This is a genomic window from Nonomuraea sp. NPDC049419 (assembly GCF_040676995.1).
Taxonomy (GTDB): Bacteria; Actinomycetota; Actinomycetes; order Streptosporangiales; family Streptosporangiaceae; genus Nonomuraea; species Nonomuraea salmonea.
The window spans coordinates 117,950-140,823 of the sequence record NZ_JBFAQB010000013.1 but is presented as its reverse complement, the minus strand read 5'-3'; the positions used below and the strand labels follow the sequence as shown (position 1 = coordinate 140,823).

The 22,874-nt window shown below is 72.1% G+C and carries 25 protein-coding genes; 11 read left to right on the top strand and 14 right to left on the bottom strand.

Annotated features, from left to right (window positions below; genetic code table 11):
- Window positions 1-22: 22 nt before the first annotated feature.
- The 4 genes from AB0K12_RS31845 to AB0K12_RS31830 all read right to left on the bottom strand — a co-directional run bounded on the left by AB0K12_RS31845 (window position 23) and on the right by AB0K12_RS31830 (window position 4,258).
- Window positions 23-931: a carbohydrate ABC transporter permease gene (locus AB0K12_RS31845; protein ID WP_355423495.1), complete on the bottom strand. Its 909-nt coding sequence runs from the start codon at window positions 929-931 to the stop codon at window positions 23-25.
- Window positions 932-940: 9 nt separating this feature from the next.
- Window positions 941-1,852 (bottom strand): sugar ABC transporter permease, encoded by a 912-nt coding sequence (locus AB0K12_RS31840; RefSeq protein ID WP_364569387.1) that lies wholly within the window; start codon window positions 1,850-1,852, stop codon window positions 941-943.
- The gene (gene ngcE / locus AB0K12_RS31835) at window positions 1,852-3,264 is read right to left on the bottom strand and encodes an N-acetylglucosamine/diacetylchitobiose ABC transporter substrate-binding protein (protein WP_364569384.1); all 1,413 of its coding nucleotides are present in this window, start codon (window positions 3,262-3,264) and stop codon (window positions 1,852-1,854) included. The genes AB0K12_RS31840 and ngcE overlap by 1 nt, the downstream gene beginning before the upstream one ends.
- A gap of 124 nt (window positions 3,265-3,388) precedes the next feature.
- Window positions 3,389-4,258 carry a MurR/RpiR family transcriptional regulator gene (locus tag AB0K12_RS31830; RefSeq protein ID WP_364569381.1) on the bottom strand — a complete coding sequence of 290 codons (870 nt, stop codon included), beginning with the start codon at window positions 4,256-4,258 and terminating at the stop codon, window positions 3,389-3,391.
- A 79-nt stretch (window positions 4,259-4,337) separates the two neighbouring features.
- Here AB0K12_RS31830 and AB0K12_RS31825 point away from each other — a divergent pair, with 79 nt between their 5' ends.
- Complete coding sequence (locus tag AB0K12_RS31825) at window positions 4,338-5,285, top strand: BadF/BadG/BcrA/BcrD ATPase family protein (protein ID WP_364569378.1); 948 nt, start codon at window positions 4,338-4,340, stop codon at window positions 5,283-5,285.
- Here AB0K12_RS31825 and metE read toward each other — a convergent pair.
- Window positions 5,282-7,426, bottom strand: coding sequence for a 5-methyltetrahydropteroyltriglutamate--homocysteine S-methyltransferase (gene metE, locus AB0K12_RS31820; RefSeq protein ID WP_364569375.1), 2,145 nt, complete (start codon window positions 7,424-7,426; stop codon window positions 5,282-5,284). The two genes, AB0K12_RS31825 and metE, sit on opposite strands and share 4 nt — an antisense overlap.
- Here metE and AB0K12_RS31815 point away from each other — a divergent pair.
- Entirely contained in the window at window positions 7,425-8,354 is a 930-nt protein-coding gene (locus tag AB0K12_RS31815) for a LysR family transcriptional regulator (RefSeq protein WP_364569372.1), read from the top strand. The genes metE and AB0K12_RS31815 overlap by 2 nt on opposite strands.
- Here AB0K12_RS31815 and AB0K12_RS31810 read toward each other — a convergent pair.
- Together AB0K12_RS31810 and AB0K12_RS31805 are read right to left on the bottom strand one after the other, a co-directional pair.
- A complete protein-coding gene (locus AB0K12_RS31810) occupies window positions 8,351-9,031 on the bottom strand; it encodes a DNA alkylation repair protein (protein ID WP_364569369.1) in 681 nt (226 codons plus the stop codon). The genes AB0K12_RS31815 and AB0K12_RS31810 overlap by 4 nt on opposite strands.
- Window positions 9,028-9,696 (bottom strand): TetR/AcrR family transcriptional regulator, encoded by a 669-nt coding sequence (locus AB0K12_RS31805; protein WP_345398504.1) that lies wholly within the window; start codon window positions 9,694-9,696, stop codon window positions 9,028-9,030. Before AB0K12_RS31805 ends, AB0K12_RS31810 begins: the two co-directional genes overlap by 4 nt.
- Window positions 9,697-9,793: 97 nt before the next feature.
- Here AB0K12_RS31805 and AB0K12_RS31800 point away from each other — a divergent pair, with 97 nt between their 5' ends.
- From AB0K12_RS31800 to AB0K12_RS31785, 4 genes are all read left to right on the top strand, one after another.
- A complete protein-coding gene (locus tag AB0K12_RS31800; protein ID WP_364569365.1) occupies window positions 9,794-10,957 on the top strand; it encodes an acetyl-CoA C-acetyltransferase in 1,164 nt (387 codons plus the stop codon).
- A 121-nt stretch (window positions 10,958-11,078) separates the two neighbouring features.
- The gene (locus AB0K12_RS31795; RefSeq protein ID WP_364569363.1) at window positions 11,079-11,342 is read left to right on the top strand and encodes a hypothetical protein; all 264 of its coding nucleotides are present in this window, start codon (window positions 11,079-11,081) and stop codon (window positions 11,340-11,342) included.
- A gap of 26 nt (window positions 11,343-11,368) precedes the next feature.
- A complete protein-coding gene (locus tag AB0K12_RS31790) occupies window positions 11,369-12,883 on the top strand; it encodes a glycoside hydrolase family 3 N-terminal domain-containing protein (protein WP_364569360.1) in 1,515 nt (504 codons plus the stop codon).
- A gap of 2 nt (window positions 12,884-12,885) precedes the next feature.
- On the top strand, window positions 12,886-13,557 hold the full coding sequence (locus AB0K12_RS31785; protein WP_364569357.1) for a pentapeptide repeat-containing protein: 672 nt from the start codon (window positions 12,886-12,888) through the stop codon (window positions 13,555-13,557).
- 14 nt (window positions 13,558-13,571) lie between these two features.
- On the opposite strand, the gene AB0K12_RS31780 is transcribed toward AB0K12_RS31785, so the two are convergent.
- The 4 genes from AB0K12_RS31780 to AB0K12_RS31765 are packed head-to-tail and all read right to left on the bottom strand — an operon-like array spanning window position 13,572 to window position 16,849.
- Complete coding sequence (locus AB0K12_RS31780) at window positions 13,572-14,594, bottom strand: nitronate monooxygenase (RefSeq protein ID WP_364569354.1); 1,023 nt, start codon at window positions 14,592-14,594, stop codon at window positions 13,572-13,574.
- Window positions 14,591-15,313 (bottom strand): CoA-transferase, encoded by a 723-nt coding sequence (locus AB0K12_RS31775; RefSeq protein ID WP_364569351.1) that lies wholly within the window; start codon window positions 15,311-15,313, stop codon window positions 14,591-14,593. Before AB0K12_RS31775 ends, AB0K12_RS31780 begins: the two co-directional genes overlap by 4 nt.
- 22 nt (window positions 15,314-15,335) lie before the next feature.
- On the bottom strand, window positions 15,336-16,112 hold the full coding sequence (locus AB0K12_RS31770) for a CoA-transferase (RefSeq protein WP_364569638.1): 777 nt from the start codon (window positions 16,110-16,112) through the stop codon (window positions 15,336-15,338).
- Between the two features lie 8 nt (window positions 16,113-16,120).
- Complete coding sequence (locus AB0K12_RS31765) at window positions 16,121-16,849, bottom strand: enoyl-CoA hydratase family protein (RefSeq protein WP_364569348.1); 729 nt, start codon at window positions 16,847-16,849, stop codon at window positions 16,121-16,123.
- Between the two features lie 42 nt (window positions 16,850-16,891).
- Here AB0K12_RS31765 and AB0K12_RS31760 point away from each other — a divergent pair, with 42 nt between their 5' ends.
- Window positions 16,892-17,713, top strand: coding sequence for an SDR family oxidoreductase (locus AB0K12_RS31760; protein WP_364569345.1), 822 nt, complete (start codon window positions 16,892-16,894; stop codon window positions 17,711-17,713).
- A 197-nt stretch (window positions 17,714-17,910) separates the two neighbouring features.
- Window positions 17,911-18,819 carry an SDR family oxidoreductase gene (locus AB0K12_RS31755; protein ID WP_364569342.1) on the top strand — a complete coding sequence of 303 codons (909 nt, stop codon included), beginning with the start codon at window positions 17,911-17,913 and terminating at the stop codon, window positions 18,817-18,819.
- Between the two features lie 95 nt (window positions 18,820-18,914).
- Here AB0K12_RS31755 and AB0K12_RS31750 read toward each other — a convergent pair whose 3' ends face one another.
- The gene (locus AB0K12_RS31750) at window positions 18,915-19,568 is read right to left on the bottom strand and encodes an NIPSNAP family protein (RefSeq protein WP_364569339.1); all 654 of its coding nucleotides are present in this window, start codon (window positions 19,566-19,568) and stop codon (window positions 18,915-18,917) included.
- 220 nt (window positions 19,569-19,788) lie between these two features.
- Here AB0K12_RS31750 and AB0K12_RS31745 point away from each other — a divergent pair, with 220 nt between their 5' ends.
- From AB0K12_RS31745 to AB0K12_RS31735, 3 genes are all read left to right on the top strand, one after another.
- Complete coding sequence (locus tag AB0K12_RS31745) at window positions 19,789-20,085, top strand: hypothetical protein (protein ID WP_345398526.1); 297 nt, start codon at window positions 19,789-19,791, stop codon at window positions 20,083-20,085.
- Window positions 20,086-20,127: 42 nt separating this feature from the next.
- Window positions 20,128-20,391 (top strand): hypothetical protein, encoded by a 264-nt coding sequence (locus AB0K12_RS31740; protein WP_355423442.1) that lies wholly within the window; start codon window positions 20,128-20,130, stop codon window positions 20,389-20,391.
- A gap of 102 nt (window positions 20,392-20,493) precedes the next feature.
- A complete protein-coding gene (locus AB0K12_RS31735; protein ID WP_364569334.1) occupies window positions 20,494-21,372 on the top strand; it encodes a hypothetical protein in 879 nt (292 codons plus the stop codon).
- On the opposite strand, the gene AB0K12_RS31730 is transcribed toward AB0K12_RS31735, so the two are convergent.
- Together AB0K12_RS31730 and AB0K12_RS31725 are read right to left on the bottom strand one after the other, a co-directional pair.
- Window positions 21,300-22,046, bottom strand: a complete 747-nt coding sequence (locus tag AB0K12_RS31730) for an SDR family oxidoreductase (RefSeq protein WP_364569331.1) — start codon at window positions 22,044-22,046, stop codon at window positions 21,300-21,302. The genes AB0K12_RS31735 and AB0K12_RS31730 overlap by 73 nt on opposite strands.
- 50 nt (window positions 22,047-22,096) lie before the next feature.
- The gene (locus AB0K12_RS31725; protein WP_364569328.1) at window positions 22,097-22,870 is read right to left on the bottom strand and encodes an SDR family oxidoreductase; all 774 of its coding nucleotides are present in this window, start codon (window positions 22,868-22,870) and stop codon (window positions 22,097-22,099) included.
- Between the last annotated feature and the right edge of the window lie 4 nt (window positions 22,871-22,874).

The following is a 22,874-nucleotide window of genomic DNA, read 5'->3' as shown; positions in this document are numbered from 1 at the left end:
CCCGCCCGGGCGGCGCGTGTGCTTACTTCAGTGCTCCTGAGGTGAGGCCGGCCTGGATTTGGCGTTGGAAGGCCGTGTAGACGATCAGCATCGGGAGGATGGCCAAAGTCAGGGCGGCGAAGAGGGCGGACCAGTCCTGGTCGTAGCCGGCGGCCGTGGAGATGTCGGCGATGCCCATGGTCAGGACCCACTTGTCGCGCTCCTGCAGAAGGATGAGCGGGAGCTGGTACTGGTTCCACTGGCCCAGGATGTTGAAGATCGTGATGCTGATGATCCCTGGCCGGGCCATCGGCAGCATGATCTGGAAGAAGACCCGGGTGTGCGAGGCCCCGTCCACCATCGCGGCCTCGCCCACGGCGGTCGGCAGCGTCCTGAAGAACGCCGACAGGAAGAAGACCGTGAAGGGCATCGAGTACGCGATGTAGACCAGCACCACCCCCGCGTGCGTGTTCAGGCCGATGAACGGCCCGATCAGGGGGAGGTTGCCCATGTTCTGCACGACGAAGAACAGCGGCGTCAGCGCCAGATAGACGGGGAACGCCAGCCCCGAGACGAACAGCAGGTAGATGGCCCGGTTCCCGCGGAAGGGATACCGGGCCAGCACGTACGCCGCCATCGACCCGATGAGCATCGTCCCGAACGTACTGAACGACACGACGATGACGCTGTTGAGCATGTACTGCCCGATGTGCGCCTGCTCCCAGGCCCGCGCGAAGTTGTCCCAGCGCAGCGAGGCGGGCAGCGACCAGGCGTCGCCGAAGATCTCGTCCTCGCTCTTGACCGAGGCGAGGAACGTCCACACGATCGGGACCATCACGAGCAGCGTCCAGATCAGCAGGGCCAGGTGCGTCAGCACCCCGAGCGGCCCCAGCCGGTTCCTGCGCTCGGCGCGCGCGAGCTTGCGCGAGTTGGCCGCGGTCCACGAGGTCATCGTCGTCACCTAGTACTCGATTCGTTCGCGCCGGGACAGGCGCAGTGACAAGATCGCGAAGCCGACCGTGAAGAAGAACATCACCACGCCCAGAGCCGAGGCATAGCCGAAGCGGAAGTACTCGAAGGCGTTGCGGTAGATCTCGGCGGCCATGACCGTCGTCGAGCGGTCGGGGCCGCCGTGCTGCAGGGTCATCACCCAGACGATGGCGAACACGTCGAGGGCGAGGATGCCGAGATAGACCCAGGCGACCTGCACGGTGTCCCACAGCAGCGGCAGCGTGATGCGGAAGAACAGGCTGACCCGGCTCGCCCCGTCGATCTGCGCCGCCTCGAACATGTCCTTCGGGATGCTCGCGAGGCCGGCGGAGAACAGCACGACGTAGAAGCCGACCGCCTGCCACACCATGACGCTCAGCACCGACCAGAACGCCACGTCAGGGTCGGACAGGAAGCCGACGGGTTCGAGCCCGAGCGCCATCAGCGGCCCGTTCAGCATGCCGCTGCCGTCGGGCCGGAACACCTGCTGGAACAGCACCGCGACCACGGCCACGGCCAGCACCTGCGGGAAGAAGAAGACCACCCGGTAGAACTTCGAGCCGCGGATGCCCGACGTGCCCTGCCGGCCGCCCACGTTCAGCAGGAACGCGAAGAACAGCGCGATCACGATCGTGATCAGCGGCAGCAGCACGAGCAGGGCCGCGTTGTGGGTGACCGCCTTCCAGAACGCGGTGTCGGCGAACAGCCGCTGGAAGTTCTCCAGGCCGATGAACCGCGGCGTGGCCGTCACGCCGCGCCAGTCCGTCATCGCGATGTAGAACGCCTGGACGTACGGGGCGATCACGTACACCAGGTAGAGAATCACCGGGGCTGCCAGGAACGAGGTGATGAACAGCCCGCGGCGATACCTGTTGAAGGTCATCAGCGCTTGTACTTCTTGATCGAGGAGTCGTTCTTGATCTCGTCGGCCTTCTTCTGGATGCGCTCGAGGTACTTGTCGGCGGTGAGGTTGCCGGACATCAGCTCGCCGGTGGCGGCGATGGCCTCGTCCTTGAGCGGGCCATACCAGTTGAACCAGCGGTAGTAGACGGTGTTGTCGCCGGCGTCCGCGACCGCCTTCGAGGCGCTGGTGACGCCGGGGGAGATGTCGCGGCCCTCGGTGGCGCCCTTGACCACGGTCATCGTGCGGACGAGCGCGCTGAAGTCACCGGCGGCCTTCTTCGACAGCATGGCCCGCAGGTACTCCAGGCCCGCCTGCGGATGCGCGCTGCGCGAGGAGACGATGAAGTTCTCGCCCGGTTGGGTGTGCAGGGTGCCGTACGGCAGCTTGTCGGAGCCGGTGACGTCGGGGATGGGGAACATGCCGTACTCGAAGTCGTCCGGCGTGGTGGTCTTCTGCTCGTTCTCCAGCCACGAGCCGGACGGCAGCATGGCCACCTTGTACTTGTTCTGGGCGGTCTGCGTCTGTACGTGGTCGAGGCCGGTCGTGCCCTGCATGAGGTATTTGGCGCCCACCTCGGCCCAGGCCGCGGCGGCGGTCTTCATGGCCTCGGTCGTCCAGGCGCCGTCCTCCAGGTTGTCGATGTTCACCAGCACCTCGTTGCCGCCGATCTTGGCGGCCATGGTGAGCAGCGGCTCGTACAGGTATTGGGGGAACTTGCCGGCGTAGGTGAAAGGCGCCATCTTGCCGGACTTCTTGATGGTCTCGCACAGCGCGAGGAACGCGTCCCAGGTCTTCGGCACCTCCCACTCGTTCTCCCTGAAGACCTTCTGCGAGTACCAGATGCCGTGGATGTAGTTGACGTAGCCCAGCACGCTGAACTTGCCGTCGTACATGCCGATGTCGATGACCGACTGGTCGATGGTGTCGCGGACCTTGACGTTCGGGTCGTCCCAGCTCGGCGCGTCCAGCAGCGGGGTCAGGTCCTGGAGCTGGCCGTCCTGGGAGAGCGCGCCGAAGTCCATGAAGTTCGCGCCCGAGTTGTCGATGACCTCGGGCGGGTTGCCGCCGGCGAAGCGCGGCTGCAGGATCTTCGTGATCTCCTTGGTGGAGTTGTGCTTGATCTCCACGCTCGGATACTTCGACTTGAACAGCGGCTGGTGGATGTTCGTGGCGTACTCCTGGCCGAAGCCGCCGTCGAAGATCCACACCTCCAGCGGCTTGTCGTTGGCCACGCCGAACGGGTTCGCCGCGCTGGTCGCCGCGGGGGCGGCCGAGCTGGACCGCGCCGGCTGGGCGGCCGGGGTGGCGCAGGCGGCCAGCGCGCCCGCCACGGGCACGAGCGCCGCGCCGCGAAGGAGTTCGCGCCTGCTGATACGGGGGGTGTGAGGCATGGTGGCTATTCCTGACCTTTCATGGTCCGCTGTGGTGGAGCCCGTCCGGTGGACGAGGCTTGAGTGATCGCCTGAGGGTGGGCCAGGACGCCGGCCGTGGGCGGCCTCGCGCGGGGAGCGTCATTCAGCCTCTCTCCACCCGGTGGCCCTCGACGGCCCTGATCGTGCGTTCGAACGCCTCGTTCGTCCGCTCGTACGTGAGCTGTGCGACCGCCACGTAGACCGCGTCCAGCACGAAGAGCTGCGAGTGCACGGCCGCTAGCCCGCCCAGCCTGAACGTGGTCTCCCTGCTCGCGGTGGTCAGCACCAGGTCGGCGAGCTCGGCGAGGGGGGAGCGGGCGAAGGAGGTGACGGCGACGGTCAGCGCGCCGTGGCCGCCCGCCTCGGCGAGCGCCTCCATGACCTCCCTGGTACGCCCGCGGTGGCTGATCCCGATGGCCACGTCGCCCGCCTTCATCAGCGCCGCCTCCGACAGCGCCACGTGGGCGTCGCCCGCGCTCCAGACGGGGATGCCGATGCGGCGCAGCCGCCCTTCGAGCATGGTGGCGACGTTCCCGCTGGTGGAGACGCCGACCAGGAGCACGCGCGGCGCGGCCACGATCGCGGCGGCCACCCGGCCCACCACGCCGAGGTCGAGCTGGGCCGCGGTGTCCTGGATGAGCCGGGTGTCGGCGGCGGCCATCACCTCGATGGCCGCGTCGAGCGGGTCGTCGGGGCCGATCTCGTGGCCGACGCCCGCGCCCCAGCCGGCCTGGGCGGCGCGGCCGGTCTCAGTGGCCAGCGCGACCCGCAGCTCGGCGTAGCCGGAGAACCCGAAGGCCCGGCAGAACCTGGTGACGGTCGCGGGCGAGCTGCCCGCGCGTTCGGCCAGCGCGATGATGGTCGAGCGCGCGGCCTCGGCCGGGTCGCCGAGGATCACCTCGCCGACCCTGCGTAGGGCCTCCGGCAAGCCGGGTAGTTCTGTTTCGACGCGCCCGAGCGCTCCTGAAGTCACGAATATTCCTTCCGAATACCCGGTCTTCTGGCGAAAATTATTCTTGCTTACCGGTCGCGTCAACCCCCAGACTCGTTCCGTGACTGAATCGCTAGTGGTCGGTGTCGATGCCGGCGCCACCTCCACGCGGGTGTCCGTGCACACGCTCGACGGCCGGAGGGTGGGGTACGCGCGGGCCGCCGCCGGCAACCCGACCGCCCACGGCCTGGCCAAGGCCGTCGCCGCGGTCGGCGCCGCGCTGAAGGAGGCGCTGGACTCCCTCGACGGGAGCCGCGTCGCCGCCTCGATGGCGGGTGTCGCCGGGCCCACGCCCGCGATGGTGCCGGAGCTGGCCGCGCTCTGGGCCGCGCACGGCATCCCTCGGCCGCCCGTCCACGTCCCCGACGTGACCATCGCCTACGCCGCGGGTTCCGCCGAGCCCGACGGCTCACTGCTGCTGTCGGGCACGGGCGCGGTCGCCACCCGGGTGGCGGGCTTCGAGGTGGCGCGGATCGCGGACGGGCTCGGCTGGCTGCTCGGCGACCAGGGCTCCGGCTTCTGGATCGGCCGCGAGGCCGCCAAGGCGGTCATCTCGTCCCTCGACCGGGGCCGTCTCCCGGTCCCCGGCGACATCCTGACCGACCTGGTCCTCACCCACGTCCTCGGCCAGGAGCGGCCCGAGACCCCGCGTGCCATCGCCGATCGGGTCGTGCGGGTGGCGCAGGCCGATCACATGGGGCTGGCCGCCCTTGCGGCGCTGGTCAGCAAGGCCGCCGCGGCCGGTGACCCGGTGGCGGAGGGGATCGTCAGGCGGGCGGCCGGGCACCTGGTGGACACGCTGCGGCGGGTGCACGTGTCCGGGCCCGTGGTGCTCGCGGGCAGCGTGCTGACCAACGACGGGCCCGTGCGTGACGCGGTCACGGAGCTGCTGGCCGGTGCGCGGGTCGCGACGGCCAGGGACGGCGCCGGGGCGGCGGCCTGGCTCGCCGCCCGCCCGCTCCTCACCGACGCCGCCTCCTGCCACGCCGCCTTCACCACCGCCCCCTAGAGTTCCGCGCGGAGGCGGCGGGTGGCGGTGATCACGTTGGTCAGCGACGCCTCCACCTCCTCGTACGTCCTCGTCTTCAGGCCGCAGTCCGGGTTGACCCACACGCGCTCGATCGGGAGCGCCTCGACGGTCCTGCGCAGGAGTGCCTCGACCTCGTCCACGGCGGGGACGCGGGGTGAGTGGATGTCGTACACGCCGGGGCCGAGCCCGCGCCCGAAGCCCGGGACGGAGCCGAGGATGCGGCCGCCGGAGCGGGCGGACTCGATGGTGGTGACGTCGGCGTCCAGGCCGTCGATGGCGGCGAGGATCTGGTCGGCGTCGGAGTAGCACAGGTGGGTGTGGATCTGGGTGTGGTCGCTCGCTCCCGACGTGGCCCGCCGGTACGCCGCCACCGCCCACTCCAGGTAGTCGGACTGGGCGGCGCGGCGCAGCGGCAGCAGCTCGCGCAGGGCCGGTTCGTCCACCTGGATGATCCGCACGCCGGCCGCCTCCAGGTCGCGCACCTCCTCCCTGATCGCGTCGGCCACCTGGAACACCACATCGCGCAGCGGCAGGTCGTCGCGGACGAACGACCAGGCCACGATCGTGACGGGCCCGGTGAGCATGCCCTTGACCGGCCGGTCCGTCAGCGACTGCGCGTACGTGGCCCACCGCACCGTGATCGGGGCGGGCCTGGAGACGTCGCCGTGCAGGATCGGCGGCCGGGTGCAGCGTGACCCGTACGACTGCACCCAGCCGTTCCTGGTGACCGCGAACCCGTCGAGGTGCTCGGCGAAGTACTGCACCATGTCGTTACGCTCCGGCTCGCCGTGCACGAGGACGTCGAGCCCGAGCCGTTCCTGCAGCCGGATCACCCGCTCGATCTCGGCCTCGACCCGCCGCTCGTAGTCCGCCTGCGACAGCGTCCCGGCCACCACCGCCGCGCGGGCCGCGCGCAGCTCGCCGGTCTGCGGGAACGAGCCGATCGTGGTGGTCGGCAGCGGCGGCAACGTGAGCTGCGCGGCGGCCCGTACCGCATACGGCCCGCGCTCCTCCAGCGCCACAGGAGCGGCCGGCGGGACGGACACCTCAGGGATGGGCCCGGCGGCGGGGCGGTCCGCCGCGGCGAGTGCCACCACCTCGGCCGCCTTCTCCTCGGCGAAGGCCAGCCGCTCCTTCAGCGCCGGGTCCAGGCCGGGCTCGGCGGCCAGCGTGTAGGGGACGTGCAGCAGGGAGCACGAGGTGGAGACGGTGACCCGGGAGGCGCGGACGGCCGCGAGGACCGCCAGCGCGCGCTCCTGCGAGGTCCGCCACACGTCGCGCCCCGAGACCACCCCGGCGACCACGGTCTTGCCGGTCAGATCGACGGCGGGGACGCCGCCGCGTACCAGGTCGAGCCCGACGGCCTCCACGGGCGTGCCGGCCAGCACCGGCAGCGCCGCCCCGAGGTCGCCGTAGGGCGCGGCCACGAGCAGCGCGGGCCGCGCCGCCGCAGCGCCCAGCCGCTCGTACGCCCGCCGCACCGCGTCGAGCTCCTCCGGCGTCCGGTCACCGACCAGCGCGGGCTCGTCGAGCTGGATCCAGGCGACCCCCTCGGCGGCGAGCGCCGCCAGCAGCTCCTCGTAGGGCCCGAGCACGTCGTCCAGCCGGTCCAGCGCCCCGCCCAGCAGCAGGAAGGTGAGCGGCCCCACCACCACGGGCCGCGTCTCGTACCCCAGGGCCCGCGCCTCGCGCACCTCACCGAGAGGTTTGGCCGCGTCCAGCTCGAACACCGTCTCAGGCCCGATCTCCGGCACGATGTAGTGGTAGTTCGTGTCGAACCACTTGGTCATCCGCAGCGGCGCCAGCTCCTCGGTGCCCCTGGCCATCGCGAAATAGGGGTCGGCCGCGTCGCGATACCGCTTCGGCACCGCCCCCAGCAGCACCGCCGTGTCCAGCACGTGGTCGTACAGGGAGAAGGTGTTGGACGGCAGCCCGTCGAGCCCCAGCTCGGCCAGCCGCCGCCAGGTGCGCTCGCGCAGCTCGGCACCCACCCGGTCGAGCTCGGCCTGGGTGGACCGCCCGGCCCAGTACGACTCCAGCGCCCGCTTCAGCTCCCTGCGCGGCCCGATCCTCGGGTAACCGAGCACCGTGGAGGCGGGGAAGACGGCGGTTGGGGACATGGGTTTCGACTCCCTCAGCAAGGACGATCAGGTCGCTCGCATCGTGCCGACCTTCCGCCACGTCGTGCACCATGTATTGGTGCTGCTTATGCTCAGGGAGATCCAGTGCTTCACGCGGGTGGCCGAGCGGCTGAGCTTCTCGGCCGCGGCGGCCGACCTGGGGATGTCCCAGCCGGCGATGAGCCAGGCCGTCACCCGGCTCGAACGCGCCACCGGCGCCAGGCTGTTCGAGCGCAGCGCCCGCGAGGTGCGGCTCACCGCCCAGGGCAAGGCGCTGCTCGCGTACGCGGAGCAGGTGATCGAGTCGGTACGCGCGTTCGGCGACGAGGCGGCCAGGCTGGCCAGGCCGACCATTCACCTGGCTTATCCACCGCTCGTCGGCGCACTGGCGGCCAGGATCGCCAGACGGCTCGCGAGCCGCACCCCGTCCATCGGGGTCGAGCTGCGCGCGGCGGGACGGACGGCCGCGGCACGGGCACTGGCCGATCAGGAGGTGTCGGCCGCGATCCTGGCGACGCCGGCGCCCGCCCAGTTCGTCACGGCGGCCAGGTTCCACGTCACGGTGGACCACCTGGCCGTGCCCGCCGGGCACCGGCTGGCCGGGCGGCCACGGGCGAGCGCCGCCGACCTGGGCGGCGAGGTGCTGCTGACCCCGGCGAGCCGCCCGTGGCAGGGGCTGCCGGGCAGGCCGCGGCTGGTGGCCGACGACGACTTCGCCGCCGCGCTCGACCTGGTGGCGGCCGGCGCCGGGCTGCTGCCCATCCCGCACCTGCTGGTGCGCACGGTCCGGCGCGACGACGTGCGGTTCGTGCCGCTGGAGGCGGGCGGGCTGCGCATCACGTACGCGCTGGCCTGGTCGAGGGAGCGGGTCACCCCTGAGCTGATGGCCCTCGTCCAGGCCGTGCAGGACGCGCTGTGGACCCGCTAGGAGGCGGGCACGTTCTTCAGCGCCTCGCGCTTGCTGAGCCCCGTCAGGCCCTTCGCCCGGACGTAGCGGACGACCTCGGCGGGGTTGACCTTGGCGTATTCGCGTAAGGCCCAGCCGATCGCCTTACGGGCGAAGAACTGGTTGTCGGACAGGCTCGGCTCGATGCACGCGTAGAGCAGGGCCGTGTCGGTGCGCTCCTTGAAGCGGTTCTGGCACAGGATGGCCGTGCGCCGCTTCCACAGGTCGGCGTCGTGGGCCCACTCGAGCATCATCGGGCGCATGGAGTCGGGGTAGGTGGCGAGCAGGTGGCCGATGCGATGCGTGGCCAGCTCGTCGACCAGGTCCCACCAGGCGCCGGTGACGATCATCTCCTCGTACATGGGGACCGTGTAGAGGGTCTGGTAGTCGCGGTAGAGGTGGTGGCCGGACAGCTCGATGGCGGCGTAGCGCTCCTCGCGGTATTCGGCCTCCCGCCACAGCGACAGCACCGCGCGCCGCCACTCGGGCGCGCTCTCCAGCCGGTGCTCGCCGAACACCACCCGCAGCACCGACCGCCTGGGCACCGCCTTCACGCCGAGGAACGGCATCTCCGACTTCATGTAGGCCCGCATGGTCTCGGCCTTGCCGGGCTCGGCCACTTCCTGCAGTGCCAGCCGCACCGCCTTGCCGAGGCTCATCCCTTGTGCGTGGTGCGGTCGCCCGTGGCGATGCCGTCGAAGAGCACGGTGATGTAGTGCTCGGCCAGCCCGGCCGTGTTGAGCCTGCCGCCTGGACGGAACCAGCGCACCGCCACCCAGATCGTGTCGCGGATCATCCGGTAGGTCAGCTTGGGATCGACGTCGGCCCGCAGCAGCCCGGCCGCCTGCCCGGCCTTGATCTGCGAGACCCAGATCTGCTCGACCTCGTCCTCGGCCTTGACCAGGTAGTTGAAGCGCTCGAACTGGCGCAGGTAGTTCCAGTCGTTCTGCATCACGGTGATGGCCGAGCGGTGGGGCTCCAGCGTGCCGAAGCCGATGCGGACCATCTCCTCCAGCACCGCGCGCGGGTCGGGGCCCGAGTCGAGCGCGGCGCGGTAGCGGGCGAGCAGGTCGTCGAGGAAGGTGGACAGCACCTCGTCGACGATCGTCTCCTTGGAGTCGAAGTGGTGGTAAAGACTGCCGGAGAGGATGCCGGCCTCGTTGGCGATCTCGCGTACGGTCGTGGCCTGGAAGCCCTTGCGCGCGAAGAGCTCCGCGGCGAGCTTGACGAGGTGGTCACGGCGCTCTGACGCGGACCCCGATGAGGTCGCGCGCTGGCGCTTCGCCGGGGCGGTGGTGGTGCCGGAGTTCTTTCGCGTCGTCACGTCACCATTATGAGCCCTCAGACAATCGCTTGTTCACACAACAGTGCCAGCTCATACGGCGTTCCCGACTAGACCAAGCGCTTGCTACGATGCGGAGATGAGCGAGGCGTACATCGCCGGCGCCGTCCGCACCCCGGTCGGGCGCAGGAACGGCGGCCTGTCCGCGGCCCACCCCGCCGACCTCGGGGCCCACGTGCTGAAGGAGCTGATGGCCCGCACGGGCGCCGACCCGGCGGCCGTGGACGACGTGATCTTCGGCTGCGTGGACACGATCGGGCCGCAGGCGGGGGACGTCGCGCGTACCTGCTGGCTGGCGGCCGGCCTGCCGGAGCAGGTGCCCGGGGTCACCGTGGACCGGCAGTGCGGCTCCTCGCAGCAGGCGCTGCACTTCGCCGCCCAGGCCGTGCTGTCCGGCACCGCCGACCTGGTGGTGGCGGGCGGCGTGCAGAACATGTCCATGGTGCCCATCTCCGCCGCCATGCTCGCGGGCCGGCCGCTCGGGCACGAGACGCCGTTCTCGGGCTCCAAGGGCTGGGCCGAGCGGTACGGCACCCGCGAGGTCTCCCAGTTCGCCGGCGCAGAGATGATCGCCGAGCGCTGGGAGCTGTCGCGCGAGGAGATGGAGCGGTACGCGTACGCCTCGCACCGCCGGGCCCTGGACGCCATCGACGCCGGTCGCTTCGGCCGCGAGATCGCCCCGTACGAAGGCGTCACCACCGACGAGGGCCCGCGCAGGGACACCACCCTGGACAAGATGGCCGCGCTCGAACCCCTGACCGAGGGCGGCCGCCTGACCGCCGCGCTGGCCTCGCAGATCTCCGACGGCGCCGCGGCCCTGCTCGTCGCCTCGCCCCGAGCCGTACGCGAGCACGGCCTGACCCCGCGCGCCCGCGTCCACCACCTGTCGGCCCGCGGCGACGACCCGATCATGATGCTGTCGGCCCCCATCCCCGCCACCGCGCACGCGCTGCGCGTCACCGGCATGGAGATCGGCGACTTCGACGTCATCGAGATCAACGAGGCGTTCGCGTCCGTCGTGCCGGCCTGGATCAAGGAGACCGGCGCCGACCCGGCCCGCGTCAACCCCAACGGCGGCGCCATCGCGCTCGGCCACCCCCTCGGCGCGACCGGGGCGGTGCTGGCCGTCAAGCTGCTGCACGAGCTGGAGCGCACCGGCGGCAGGTACGGCCTGCAGGTGATGTGCGAGGGCGGGGGACAGGCGAACGTCACCGTCGTCGAACGCCTGGCGGGGTCGGGATGACGCCATGGCCGACCCGTTCACGCTGGGTGTCGCCTCCGGCGAGCCGATGCCCGACGGCGTGCTGCCCGGGCCCCGATGAGCCGCCGATCCCCTCGCCACCGACCCCGCGCGACCCGGCGGCATGCCGCCGAGGGCCGTCGAGGTGGACTGGCAGCTCGCCGAGGACGAGCGCTTCACGCGGGGCCTGCGCCAGGGGCGCGTCAACGCGCCGCCGGCGGTGGACGGCCGCCGCGGCTTCCTGTCGTGCGTCGCGGACCCAGGGGAGCTGCGGGTGGCCTTCCGCGCGGTGGACTTCGTGGGTCGCAGGGACGCGCCCGTGCGGAGGGTGGCGGAGTTCCGCACCGATGGGAGCGGGCTGACGTCAGAAAATGCCTCTAGCAAATAGGAAACTTTCCTATTAGATTGCGGTGCATGTCCCTCAGCGGTGACCTGCTTCGCCTCGCCGACGCCGTGCTCTTCCCCGGCTTCACCGGCCACACCCCGCCCGACTGGCTGCGCCGCCGGCTCGGCGCCGGGCTCGCCGGCGTCGCGCTGTTCTCCCGCAACATCGCCGACCCCGGCCAGCTCGCCCGGCTCACCGCCGAGCTGCGCGCGGAGAACCCCTCGGTGCTCATCGGCACCGACGAGGAGTCGGGCGAGGTCACCAGGCTGGAGGTGGCCACCGGCAGCAGCAGGCCGGGCGGGTACGCGCTCGGCGTCGTGGACGACGTACGGCTCACCGAGGCCCTGGCCCGCGACCTCGGCCACGACCTGGCCGGGGCCGGCATCACCATCGACTTCGCCCCCTCGGCCGACGTCAACTCCAACCCCGACAACCCGGTCATCGGCCTGCGCGCCTTCGGCGCCGACCCGTCCCTGGTCGCCCGGCACACCCGCGCGTTCGTCCGCGGCCTGCAGTCCGCCGGGGTGGCCGCCACCGCCAAGCACTTCCCCGGGCACGGCGACACCACCGTCGACTCCCACCACGGCGTGCCCGTCGTCGCCGAGAGCGGGATCCAGGACGCGCTGCACCCGTTCCGCGAGGCCATCGACGAGGGCGTCAAGGTGATCATGACCGGGCACCTGCTCGTGCCGTCGTACGACGCCGAGCGGCCCGCCACGCTCAGCCCCAAGGTGCTCACCGGGCTGCTGCGCGAGGAGCTCGGGTTCGACGGGCTGATCATCACCGACGGCATCGAGATGGCGGCCGTGTCGGAGGCGTACGGGATCGGCGGCGCCTCCGCCCGAGCCCTGGCCGCCGGGGCCGACGCCATCTGCGTCGGCGGCGAGCACGCCGACGAGGCCACCGCGGACGGCGTCCGCGACGCGATCGCGACCGCCGTCACCACCGGACTGCTGCCCGAGGAGCGGCTGGCCGACGCCGCTCGAAGGGTCCGCGAGCTGGCCGGCTGGGCCGCCTCCTCGGGCAGCCGGAGCCACTCCGACGGCGAGATGGGCCTGGAGGCGGTCCGCCATTCCGACGGCGGGGTGGGCCTGGAGGCGGCCCGTCGCGCCGTCCGCGTCACCCGCCGCTCCACCGCGCCCGTGCTGCCCATCGGACCTGCGCCGCACGTCGTCGAGCTGGCTCCCGAGATGAACCTGGCCATCGACAAGGGCACCCCGTGGGGCGTCGGCGAGCCGCTCGCCCGCCTGCGGCCCGGCACCACCGTCACCCGCCTCACCGCCCGCTCGGCCACGGGCGCCGAGCTGGACCGCCTGCTCGTGCTCGCCGGCGACCGCCCGCTGGCCGTGGTCGTCAGGGACGCGCACCGGCACCCCTGGCAGGCCGAGGTGCTGCGGCACCTGCTCGGGGTCCGTCCCGACGCCGTCGTGGTCGAGATGGGGCTGCCCGTACGCTCCGACCTGGGCGGCGTGCACATCGCCACGTACGGGTCCGCCAGGGTTTGCGGACAGGCCGCCGCCGAGGTGCTGACTGGTAGCCTCTGACGGTGATCTTCGACGGCGCGGACCTCTCCCACCAGGCGCTGGCCGAGCGGCTCTCCTCCGACGAGACCCACGTCTTCCGCGAGTGCGACCTCACCGAGGCCGACCTGTGGGGCGCGCCGCTGGCGGGCGCCCGCTTCGAGTCGTGCGTCCTGGAGGGCGCCGACCTTCGCAAGGCCGACCTCGACGGGGCCGTGTTCACCGGCGGGGGCGGCATGCGCATCCGGTTCGCCGACGCCGACCTCATCGACGCCCGCTTCGCCGACGTCGACCTGTCCTCCGCGCAGTTCGGCGGGGCGTTGCTGACCGACGCGTCGTTCACCGGCTGCCGCATGATCGGCGCGATGCTCACCGGCTCGCGCGGCACCGGCTTCACGCTGTCCCGCTGCAACCTGACCCTCGCCAACCTCGGCGGCTGCTCACTGCGGGGCGAGACCATCGAAGGCGTCCGCTTCGACGACGCCGACCTGTCAGGCTGCGACTTCACTGAGGCAACCCTGGTGGATTGCCGCCTCCGAGGCACCCGCCTCCTGAGCGCCAAGTTCGCGAAGGCCGACCTGAGAGGCGCCGACCTCGGCGAACCGGACGACACCAAACTCCGCGCCCTCGCCGGCGCCATCATCACCCGGTCGCAGGCCGCCGCCATCCTCGCCGCCCGCGGCATCACCGTCCTTTAGTTGGAGGTCTTCAGTCAAGGGAGACGGGCGAGGGTGGTTTCGGCCTCTGCCATGATGCGTTCGATCAGCTCCTGGCACGACGGCAGGTCGTCCAGCACCGACACCACCTGGCCCGACGCCATCACTCCCAGGTCCGCCCGCCCCTCGACCATGGCCGCCCGCAGCAGCATCGGCGTGCTGGCGGCCTGGAGCACCTGGGCCCACGTCAGTTCCCGCCCGTGCCGCATACGCCGCCCCTCGCGCAGCAGCGACCCCCACGACAGCCCTGAGAGCCGCTTGAAGCGCGCCGCGTTGACCAGCGCCCGCACGAGCCGCGACCGCTCAAGGGCGGCCACGAACGGCGTGTGCAGGACCCGGTGCGGGACCCCGTCCACGTTCCTGGTCACCACGGTCTCCCGGGCCGCGAGGTAGAACCGCTTCACCTCGCCGGGCACCGGCGAGTCGCTGGTCAGCAGGAAGCGGGTGCCCATGGCGATCCCGCAGGCCCCGTACGCGAGCGCCGCCACCAGCCCCCGCCCGTCGAAGAACCCGCCGGCCGCGACGACCGGGATGTCCACCGCGTCCACCACCTGCGGCAGCAGCAGCGTGGTCGCGAGGGGCCCGGTGTGCCCGCCGCCCTCGCCGCCCTGCACGATGACCGCGTCCGCCCCCCACCCCGCCACCTTCTCGGCGTGCCGCCGCGCCCCCACCGACGGGATCACCACGACCCCGGCGTCCTTGAGCCGCGCGATCAGCTCAGGTCGCGGCGCCAGCGCGAACGACGCCACCCGCACCCCCTCCCTGACCAGCACCTCCACCCGTTCGGCCGCGTCGTCGGCGTCGGCGCGCAGGTTCACCCCGAAGGGCGCGTCGGTACGCTCCTTCACCCGCCTGATCGCCGCCGTCAGCTCGGGCACCGACATGGTGGCCGCCCCGATGACGCCGAGCCCACCGGCCCGCGACGTGGCGGCGGCGAGCCGGGCGCCCGCGACGTACCCCATGCCGGTCTGCACGACCGGGTACCGGCAGCCGACGAGCGAGGTCAGCGCGGTCCTCACGCCGGCACCTCGCGGTCGCGCAGCCGGCCGGGGTCGAGGCGGCCGAGCACCCGCAGCTCCTCGGCGGTCGGCTCCCGCGTACGCGGCACGTCCCCGTCGGCCCCGGACAGCTCGAACCCCGTCGCGGCCACCACGTCGGCCACGCTCACGCCAGGATGCACCGACACCAGCCGCATCGTTCCGCCCGGGCCGGAGAAGTCGAGGACGGCGAGGTCCGTCACGACGCGGCGCAGCTCGTACGCGCCCCGGCCGGTGCCGATGCCGCTCACCATGTCCACCTCGGGCACGAACACCCGCCGCCCGTGCCGGGGGATCCAATAACTGGTCGGGTCGCAGCGCGTGTTGCCCGGCGCCCCGCGCACCCCCAGGAGCTGCGCCTTGGGACGCGCCCAGTCGCCGACGCAGGAGATGTTCGTGTTGCCGTACCGGTCGATCTGGCTCGCGCCGAGCATGACGTGCCGGCGTCCGTTCAGCACCAGCCACAGGTGGTCGCGGAACGGCAGCCACCCCTCCACCACCTCGGGCGCCGCCCCCAGCGCGGGCACGTCGCCGGTGAGCAGGCAGACGCCGTCGCTGGTGAGCAGATCGGGCTCGAACGTCAGCCGCGCCAGCCGCGCCGCCAGCGCCGTGACGGGCCCGCCGATCCCGGCCGCCAGGATCTCCCCGTCACCCCTGAACGCCTCCGCGCACGCCACCACGCACACGTCAGCACGCGTCACGGTCGGGGTCGTGGTCGTCGTCTCAGGCGAGCCGCTCACGGTAGTCCTCCCAAGGAGTCCCGGCGTACACCCGCTGCTCCGCCTCGTCGCGCCCGTAGTCGGGCTCGCACGAGGTGAACCCCGCACCGCCCGGCGCCTCCACCACCCCCGCCACCATCGACCGGCTGATCAGCAACGACTGCACCGGGCCCTCCTTGAGCAGGTCGGCCGGGTCCACCAGCCGCTCGCACGAGACGTAACACCGCGCCGCCGCCTTGGCGTAGAGGTCGTCGAAGTACGGATCGGGCCCCAGGTACTGGGCGTTGCCCCGCGGGTCGGCCCTGTTGAGGTGGACGAGGGCCACGTCCATGGTCAGCGCGGGCACCGCGACCAGCTCCTCCCCGTCCCCGTACGGCGACCGCACCGTCCGCAGCTCAGGGTTGACCCGCAGCACGTCGGAGCCCAGCCCCGCCCGCGTCGGCAGGAACGGCAGCCGGTGCGCCCCCGCCAGCAGGCCGAACATGAACATGCCCTCGTCGTACTCGGTGAACGCGATCTCGCCGCGCTGCCTGGCCCGCCGGAAGTGCGGCTCCAAGGGGATGGTGTCGAGCGTGACGAACGGGGCCACCACCCTGCGCACCTTCCCCGCCGCGCAGAGCATGCCGACGTCGGGGCCGCCGCAGGAGACGATCGTGAGGTCGCGTACGGGGGAGCGGAGCAGGGCCGACACCAGCGCCATGGGCTTGCGCCGGGACCCCCAGCCGCCGATCCCGACCGTCATGCCGCTCTCCACCTGGCCGGCCACGTCGGAGGCCGTCATCACCTTGCTCACGCGAACCGCTCCCTGTGCCGGTCGCCGACGCCCATGAGGTTCAGCTCGAAGGTGAAGCCCTGCTCGAAGCGGTAGCTGCGGTTGACGTCGATCGGGTCGATGCCGTTGAGCGACTCCTTGGCGCGGCGGATCACGTACGGGTCCTTGGCGGCGATCTGCCCGGCCACCTCCATGGCGGCGTCCCGCAGCTTGTCGCGCGGCACCACCTCCAGCACCGCCCCGAACGCGTGCAGCTGCGCCGCCGTCGCGTTCCTGCACGTGTAGACCATCGCCCGCATCAGGTGGCCGGGCACCAGCCTGGCCAGGTGGGTGGCGGCGCCGAGCGCACCCCTGTCCACCTCGGGCAGCCCGAAGTAGGCGTCCTCGCTGGCCACCACCACATCCGCGTTGCCCACCAGCCCGATGCCGCCGCCCAGGCAGTGGCCGTGCACGGCGGCGATCACGGGGACGGCGCACCCGTAGACGGCGGCGAAGGCCGCGTGGCATGCGCGGTTCGCCCCGACCAGGGCGGTGAAGCCGTCGGTGTCGCGCATCTCCTTGATGTCCACCCCGGCGTTGAACCCGCGGCCCTCGGCCCGCAGCACGACCACCCTGGTCGCGGGGTCGTCGCCGGCCGTGCGCAGGGCCCGCGCCAGCTCCTCCCAGTGGCGTACGGCCAGCGCGTTCACCGGCGGCACGTCCACGACCACCTCCGCGACGGGCCCGTCCAGCAGCGAGATCCCCATCCACTCTCCTCCACCTAACGCTTGCTTGGTACGGTAGCACCCGTGACCGTCTCTTACGACTACGCGGGCAAGCACGTCCTGGTGACGGGCGGCACCCGCGGCATCGGCGCCGGCATCGCCAAGGCCTTCCAGGCCGCCGGCGCCACCGTCACCATCTGCGCCCGAACCCCATCCCCAGCAAACGACTCGCGACCCCCTCACGCAGATCCGCGACCCCCTCGCGCGGACCCAGAGGAAGATCCGCGGGCTCCTTGCGCGGATCTGGGGGGAGAGCTGCCGGCTCCTGGGTTCGTGCGGGCCGACGTGCGGGTGCCTGAGGACGTGGAGCGGCTGATCTCCGGGTTCGAGCGGCTCGACGTGGTGGTCAACAACGCCGGTGGGTCGCCGCCCGCGCCGTTGGCGGGCACCTCGCCGCGCCTGCACGCCAAGGTCATCGAGCTCAACCTGACGGCTCCGCTGCTGGTGGCGCAGCGCGCGTACCCGCTGCTCGCCGCCGTGGGCGGGGCCGTCGTGATGATCGGCAGCGCCAGCGGGGCCAGGCCGTCGCCGGGCACCGCCGCGTACGGCGCCGCCAAGGCCGGGCTGCACCACCTGGCCCGCTGCCTGGCCGCGGAATGGGCGCCCCACGTCCGCGTGAACACGGTCGTCGTCGGCCTGGCCGCCACCCCGGACGCGGCACCCCACCACGGCGGTCGCGACGTGGACGCCTCCGCGATCCCGGCCGGCCGCCCGGCCACCCCGGAGGACGTCGCCGCCGCCTGCCTGTGGCTGGCCGCCCCGGGCTACGTGACCGGCGCCGAGGTCCGCGTGGACGGCGGCGGTGAAGTCCCCGCCTGGCGCCTCCTCGCCACCACCCCACCTTGACCGCGTCCTTCGGAGGGCGCTCACCCCGCGCCTCTGGGAAGCCGCCCGGGGGCGCTCGCTCCGCGTCTGCGGGGAAGGGCTAGCGCCGTGCCTGTGGGGAGTCGCGTGGGTGGCGTCCACGCCGTGCCTTGCTCTCGGAGGGTGGTTTCTGGGGGCGTTTGCTGGTATTTGTGCTTGATCCTTGTCGGGAGGTCTGTGTGGGTATCTGTGCCGGGCGCGTGGTGGTCGTGACGGGTGCCGGTCGGGGCATCGGCAGGGAGCACGCGCTGGAGTTCGCCCGGCAGGGCGCTCGCGTCGTGGTGAACGATCTCGGCACCGGGCCCGCCGGCGAGGGCGGCTCGGCGGGGCCCGCGCTGGCCGTGGCCGAGGAGATCCGCGACCTCGGCGGGCAGGCGGTGCCCAGCAACGAGGACGTCGCCGACTGGGACGGCGCGGCCCGGCTGGTCAAGACCGCCGTCAGCGCGTACGGGCGGCTGGACGTGTTGGTCAACAACGCCGGTTTCGTACGGGACAGGATGCTGGTCTCGATGACCGAGCAGGAGTGGGACGACGTCGTACGCGTCCACCTCAAGGGACACGCGGCGCCGTTGCGGCATGCGGCGGCTTACTGGCGGGAGCGGGCCAAGGCGGGCGACCGGGTCAGCGGCCGGGTGATCAACACCTCGTCGGGCGCGGGCCTGATGGGCAGCGTGGGGCAGGGCAACTACGCGGCGGCCAAGGCGGGCATCGCCGCGCTGACCCTGGTGGCCGCCACCGAGCTGGCGAGGTACGGGGTGACGGTCAACGCGATCGCGCCCGCCGCCCGTACCAGGATGACCGAGCAGGTGTTCGCGGAGTCCATGGCCCGCCCCGCGTCCGGCTTCGACCCCATGGACCCCGCGAACGTCTCTCCGCTCGTCGTCTGGCTCGGCTCGGAGGAGTCGGCGCACGTGACGGGACGGGTGTTCGAGGTGGAGGGCGGGACGATCGCACTGGCGACGGGCTGGCGCCACGGCCCGGAGGTGGACCGCGGCGCCCGCTGGGACCCGGCGGACGTCGGCCCGGCCGTCACCGACCTCCTGACCACGGCCCCGTCCCCAGAACCCGTCTACGGCCAGCCCATCTGATCCGCCCGCCTCCCGACCGGCGCCCGCCTCCCGACCGGCGCCCGCCTCCCGACCAGCGTCCTGCCCCCGGCCGTGAGGCGCGATCGGCCCCCACGTCAGCGCATGGTTGAGCGGGCCGTCGGGTGGAGTTTCAGGCGGAGTGAGGGGGCGGTGAGGTGGGGGGTGATCATCGGGAGGTCCACCTCCTGCTCCTTCTCCGGGCCGTCGAAGCGGGCGAACCACACGAACACGTTCACCCCCGTCCGTACGGGCAGCCGCGGGTAGGTGTTCTCGGCGTGCTCGCTCTCGAAGCACGCGACGACGGGCACCCCCGCCTCGGCCAGCACGGGCGCGACCTCACGCGCGAAGAACCCGGCGAAGCCGGCCCCGGCGTGGTGGACGGTGGCGACGTACAGGGCGGGCGGCAGGTCGGTGGCGCCGGCGGGCGGGCGCTCGGACAGGGGCGGCTCGGGCCCGACGGGCCGCAGCAGCAGCACGTCGTCGGAGTCGTCGAGGGTGGCGTTGGCGGCGTCGCGGTGCGCCCGCCACACCGGCCCGCCGTAGAAGGACTCCAACGAGGCACGCCGCTCCTCCATGGAGGGAAAGGCGCGCAACCAGGGGAACGTGTCCCGCTGCCCCGCCTCGCGGAAGGAGCCGGGCACCCGCATGCCCGCCGCCTCCTGTCCTTCGATGAACTCCCGCTCGAACAGCGAGATCAGGGTGTCGCGCCGTCCCGGGCGCATGCGGTAGCGCCGCAGTTCGTAGATCATGCGCGGACGGTAAGCCCGGGTCACTGACACCCCTTGTCAGCGTAAGCTCCGAACAATGTTCTGATCACTCCTCGCTACCATTCGACCACGCATGGTTATATGCTCGCACTGACCTTGATCCCCTGAGGTCAAGGAAGCCCCAAAGGGGCCGGCGGCGCCCATCGGGCCCGGTGGCCGCCGTCCCCGGCGGGCTTCCCCCTCGGATGGCGAAGGAGCAGATGTGATCAGAAGGGTGTGGACCGTCGCGGCCGTGCTCGCAACGGCCGTCGGCGGAGCGCTACTCGCAACCCCCGCTCACGCTGACGACGACTGGGCCCGGTGGGCGGGCCCCTGGGCGGGTGGCAACTGGGCCGTCAACCGGAGTGCCAACACCGACTCGGCCCAGTCGGGAAACGCCTTCGGAGACGTCCTCGCCGGCAACGACGGCGACGGGCTCTCGACCAACGTCAACAACATCAACGGCATCGCCCCGACCGCGACCAACGGCGGGATCACGGTGACCTACATCTTCTACTGACCGGCTGACGTCCGAGAAAACAGCACCTCGAAAGGACACATCATGATGAAGAAGCTCTGCGTGACCGGTGTCATCGCCGCCACCGCCGCCGGCGTCACCCTGCTGTCGGCCCCCGCCTACGCCGACACCAACGCGGGCAACTCCAGCCGTAACGCCAACTCCTCGCAGTCGGGCAACAACTTCGGCAACGTCTACAACGCCAACGTCAGCGGCGGTCGTGGCGCCACCAGCTTCAACAACGTCAACGGTAACGCCGTGACGGGCACCAACGGCAGCGACGTCGTCGTGGACGACGTGGTCGACTAGCACCACCAGGGCCGCGCCGCGCGACCGCCGGACCGCGGCGCGGCCCGACCGCGGCGAGCCGGGCCGGAAAAGGCCCGGCTTGCGGCGTATTAGCATCCCTGCGTGACTATCTGTGCTTATGCCACGTTTGACGGGCCCGATGACGAGCTCGCCCCGATGCTGGCGGCCTGGCGGGAGGCCGGCATCGAGGGGCGCGCCGAGCGCTGGGACGACCCTGACGCCGACTGGAGCGCCTACGACGCCGTGGTGGTCCGCAGCGTCTGGGACTACGTGGACCGGCGCGAGGAGTTCGTCGGGTGGGCGCGGCGCGTGGCCTCGGTCACGCGGCTGCTCAATCCGTACCCCGTGATCGACGCCAACACCGACAAGACCTACCTGCGTGAGCTGGGCGTGCCGATCGTGCCCACGCACTGGTCGTCGCGAGAGCTGCCCCACTGGCCGGAATACGTCGTCAAGCCGGCCGTCTCCGCCGGCGCCCGCGACACCACCAGGACCACCGACCGTGCCGAGGCCGCCCGGCTGGCCGCGGCGCTGGAGGCCGCGGGGCGCACGCCGATGGTCCAGCCCTACCTCGACATGGTCGAGTCGGAGGGCGAGACCTCCCTGCTCTACTTCAACCGCCGCTTCAGCCACGCCGTACGCCGCAGCCCCATGCTCGCCCCCGGTGCCACCACCGAGGACAACGAGCGGGCCGAGCTGCGCACACCAGCCCCGGACCAGGTCGAACTCGCCGAGAAGGTGCTCACCGCCGTACCCCATGACCTTCTCTATGCCAGGATCGACCTGGTCCGGCTACCCGGCGGCGAGCCGGCGCTGATCGAGATGGAGCTGACCGAGCCGTACCTCTTCCTCACCCTCGACCCCGCCGCTCCGGCGCGGTTCGCGGCGGCGCTGCGCGAGCTGCTGGGTCAGCAGGTGATGCCGCCGTCCACGGGGATGACCGCCCCCGTGAGGTACGCCCCCGCCCGCGACGACAGGTAGATGGCCGCGCCCGCCATGTCGTCGGGCCGGCCGATGCGCCCGAGCGGCACGCTCTGCGCGATGGCCTCCCGGGTGTCGGGGTCGTCGAGTGCGAACGCCATCATCTTCGAGTCGAACGGCCCGGGGGCGATGGCGTTCACCGTGATGTGCTCCTTGGCCAGGCGCTGGGCGAGGTGGCGGGTCAGCATGTGGACGGCCGACTTGGTCGAGGAGTAGGCGTAGCTCTCCAGCGCCGGCACCCTGATGCCGTCCACCGAGCCGATGTTGATCACCCGCGCGGGGTCGTCGGCGCCGGCCGCCTGCCGCAGCTGCGGCAGGAACTTCTGCGTCAGGTAGAAGACGCCCTTGACGTTGATGTTCCAGAGCTTGTCGAAGGCGTGCTCGGGGAACTCCTCCAGCGGCGCGCCCCAGGTGGCGCCCGCGTTGTTCACCAGCACGTGCAGCGGCCCCTCCACGGCCGACACCAGCCGGTCGATCCCGCCGGGCGTGGACAGGTCGGCGGGCACCGCCCGGCAGCCCAGCTCGGCGGCCGTCTTCTCGACCTCGGCCGTCTTGCGGGCGGAGATGTACACGTCCGCGCCGGCCGCCACGAACCCGGCCGCGATCATGCGTCCGATGCCGCGCGAGCCGCCCGTGACGACGACGGTCTTGCCTTCAACGGAGAACAGAGTCATGTTCTGGGAGCATGCCATACCAACTGGTCGGTCGCCAGGCGTCGCGCCGGTCAGGGGTGCTGCGAGGAGACCGAGACCACCTCGCCTGTCATGTACGACGAATAGTCGCTGGCCAGGAAGACGATCACGTTCGCGACCTCCCACGGCTCCGCCGACCGCCCGAACGCCTCCTTGGCCGCCAGCTCCGCCAGCAGCTCCTCGCTCGTCACCTTCGCGAGGAACGGGTGCACCGCCAGCGACGGCGCCACGGCGTTGACCCGGATCCCGTGCTCGGCGGCCTCCAGCGCGACGCACCTCGTCAGCGCCATGACCCCGGCCTTGGCCGCCGCGTAGTGCGCCTGCCCGCGCTGGGCCCGCCAGCCGATCACGGAGGCGTTGTTGACGATGACGCCGCCACCCTGGGGGATCATGTGCCGCAGGGCCGCCCTGGTGCAGCGCATGGTGCCGGTCAGGGTGACGTCGAGGACGGCGTGCCACTGCTCGTCGGTCATCTTGGCGAGCGGGGACGTACCGCCGAGTCCGGCGTTGTTGACCACCACGTCCAGCCGCCCGTGCGCCTCCACCACCGCGTCGAACAGCGCGAGCACCTGCGCCTCCGAGGTCACGTCGCACGGCACGGCCAGCGGCTTGACGCCGGTCAGCTCGGTCAGCGCCTCGGCGGCGGCGGCCAGGCGGCGCTCGTGCCGGTCCGAGAGCACGATCGTGGCGCCCTCCTCGGCGCAGCGCCGGGCGGTGGCGTAGCCGATGCCCGCGCCCGCGGCGGCGGTGACCAGCGTGACCCGGCCGTCGAGCAGGCCGTGCGCTCTGGGATAGGACGTGGGCATGGGT

What these genes read in the sequence shown, in the direction of transcription:
- AB0K12_RS31740 (WP_355423442.1), top strand. Translation starts at nt 20,128, where the DNA reads ATGATGAAGAAGCTCTGCGTGACCGGTGTCATCGCCGCCACCGCCGCC.
- ngcE (WP_364569384.1), bottom strand. Translation starts at nt 3,264, where the DNA reads ATGCCTCACACCCCCCGTATCAGCAGGCGCGAACTCCTTCGCGGCGCG.
- AB0K12_RS31770 (WP_364569638.1), bottom strand. Translation starts at nt 16,112, where the DNA reads ATGACGGCCTCCGACGTGGCCGGCCAGGTGGAGAGCGGCATGACGGTC.
- AB0K12_RS31750 (WP_364569339.1), bottom strand. Translation starts at nt 19,568, where the DNA reads ATGATCTACGAACTGCGGCGCTACCGCATGCGCCCGGGACGGCGCGAC.
- AB0K12_RS31790 (WP_364569360.1), top strand. Translation starts at nt 11,369, where the DNA reads ATGTCCCTCAGCGGTGACCTGCTTCGCCTCGCCGACGCCGTGCTCTTC.
- AB0K12_RS31840 (WP_364569387.1), bottom strand. Translation starts at nt 1,852, where the DNA reads ATGACCTTCAACAGGTATCGCCGCGGGCTGTTCATCACCTCGTTCCTG.
- AB0K12_RS31725 (WP_364569328.1), bottom strand. Translation starts at nt 22,870, where the DNA reads ATGCCCACGTCCTATCCCAGAGCGCACGGCCTGCTCGACGGCCGGGTC.
- AB0K12_RS31815 (WP_364569372.1), top strand. Translation starts at nt 7,425, where the DNA reads ATGGGTTTCGACTCCCTCAGCAAGGACGATCAGGTCGCTCGCATCGTG.
- AB0K12_RS31800 (WP_364569365.1), top strand. Translation starts at nt 9,794, where the DNA reads ATGAGCGAGGCGTACATCGCCGGCGCCGTCCGCACCCCGGTCGGGCGC.
- AB0K12_RS31845 (WP_355423495.1), bottom strand. Translation starts at nt 931, where the DNA reads ATGACCTCGTGGACCGCGGCCAACTCGCGCAAGCTCGCGCGCGCCGAG.
- AB0K12_RS31810 (WP_364569369.1), bottom strand. Translation starts at nt 9,031, where the DNA reads ATGAGCCTCGGCAAGGCGGTGCGGCTGGCACTGCAGGAAGTGGCCGAG.
- metE (WP_364569375.1), bottom strand. Translation starts at nt 7,426, where the DNA reads ATGTCCCCAACCGCCGTCTTCCCCGCCTCCACGGTGCTCGGTTACCCG.
- AB0K12_RS31730 (WP_364569331.1), bottom strand. Translation starts at nt 22,046, where the DNA reads ATGACTCTGTTCTCCGTTGAAGGCAAGACCGTCGTCGTCACGGGCGGC.
- AB0K12_RS31765 (WP_364569348.1), bottom strand. Translation starts at nt 16,849, where the DNA reads ATGGGGATCTCGCTGCTGGACGGGCCCGTCGCGGAGGTGGTCGTGGAC.
- AB0K12_RS31795 (WP_364569363.1), top strand. Translation starts at nt 11,079, where the DNA reads ATGCCGCCGAGGGCCGTCGAGGTGGACTGGCAGCTCGCCGAGGACGAG.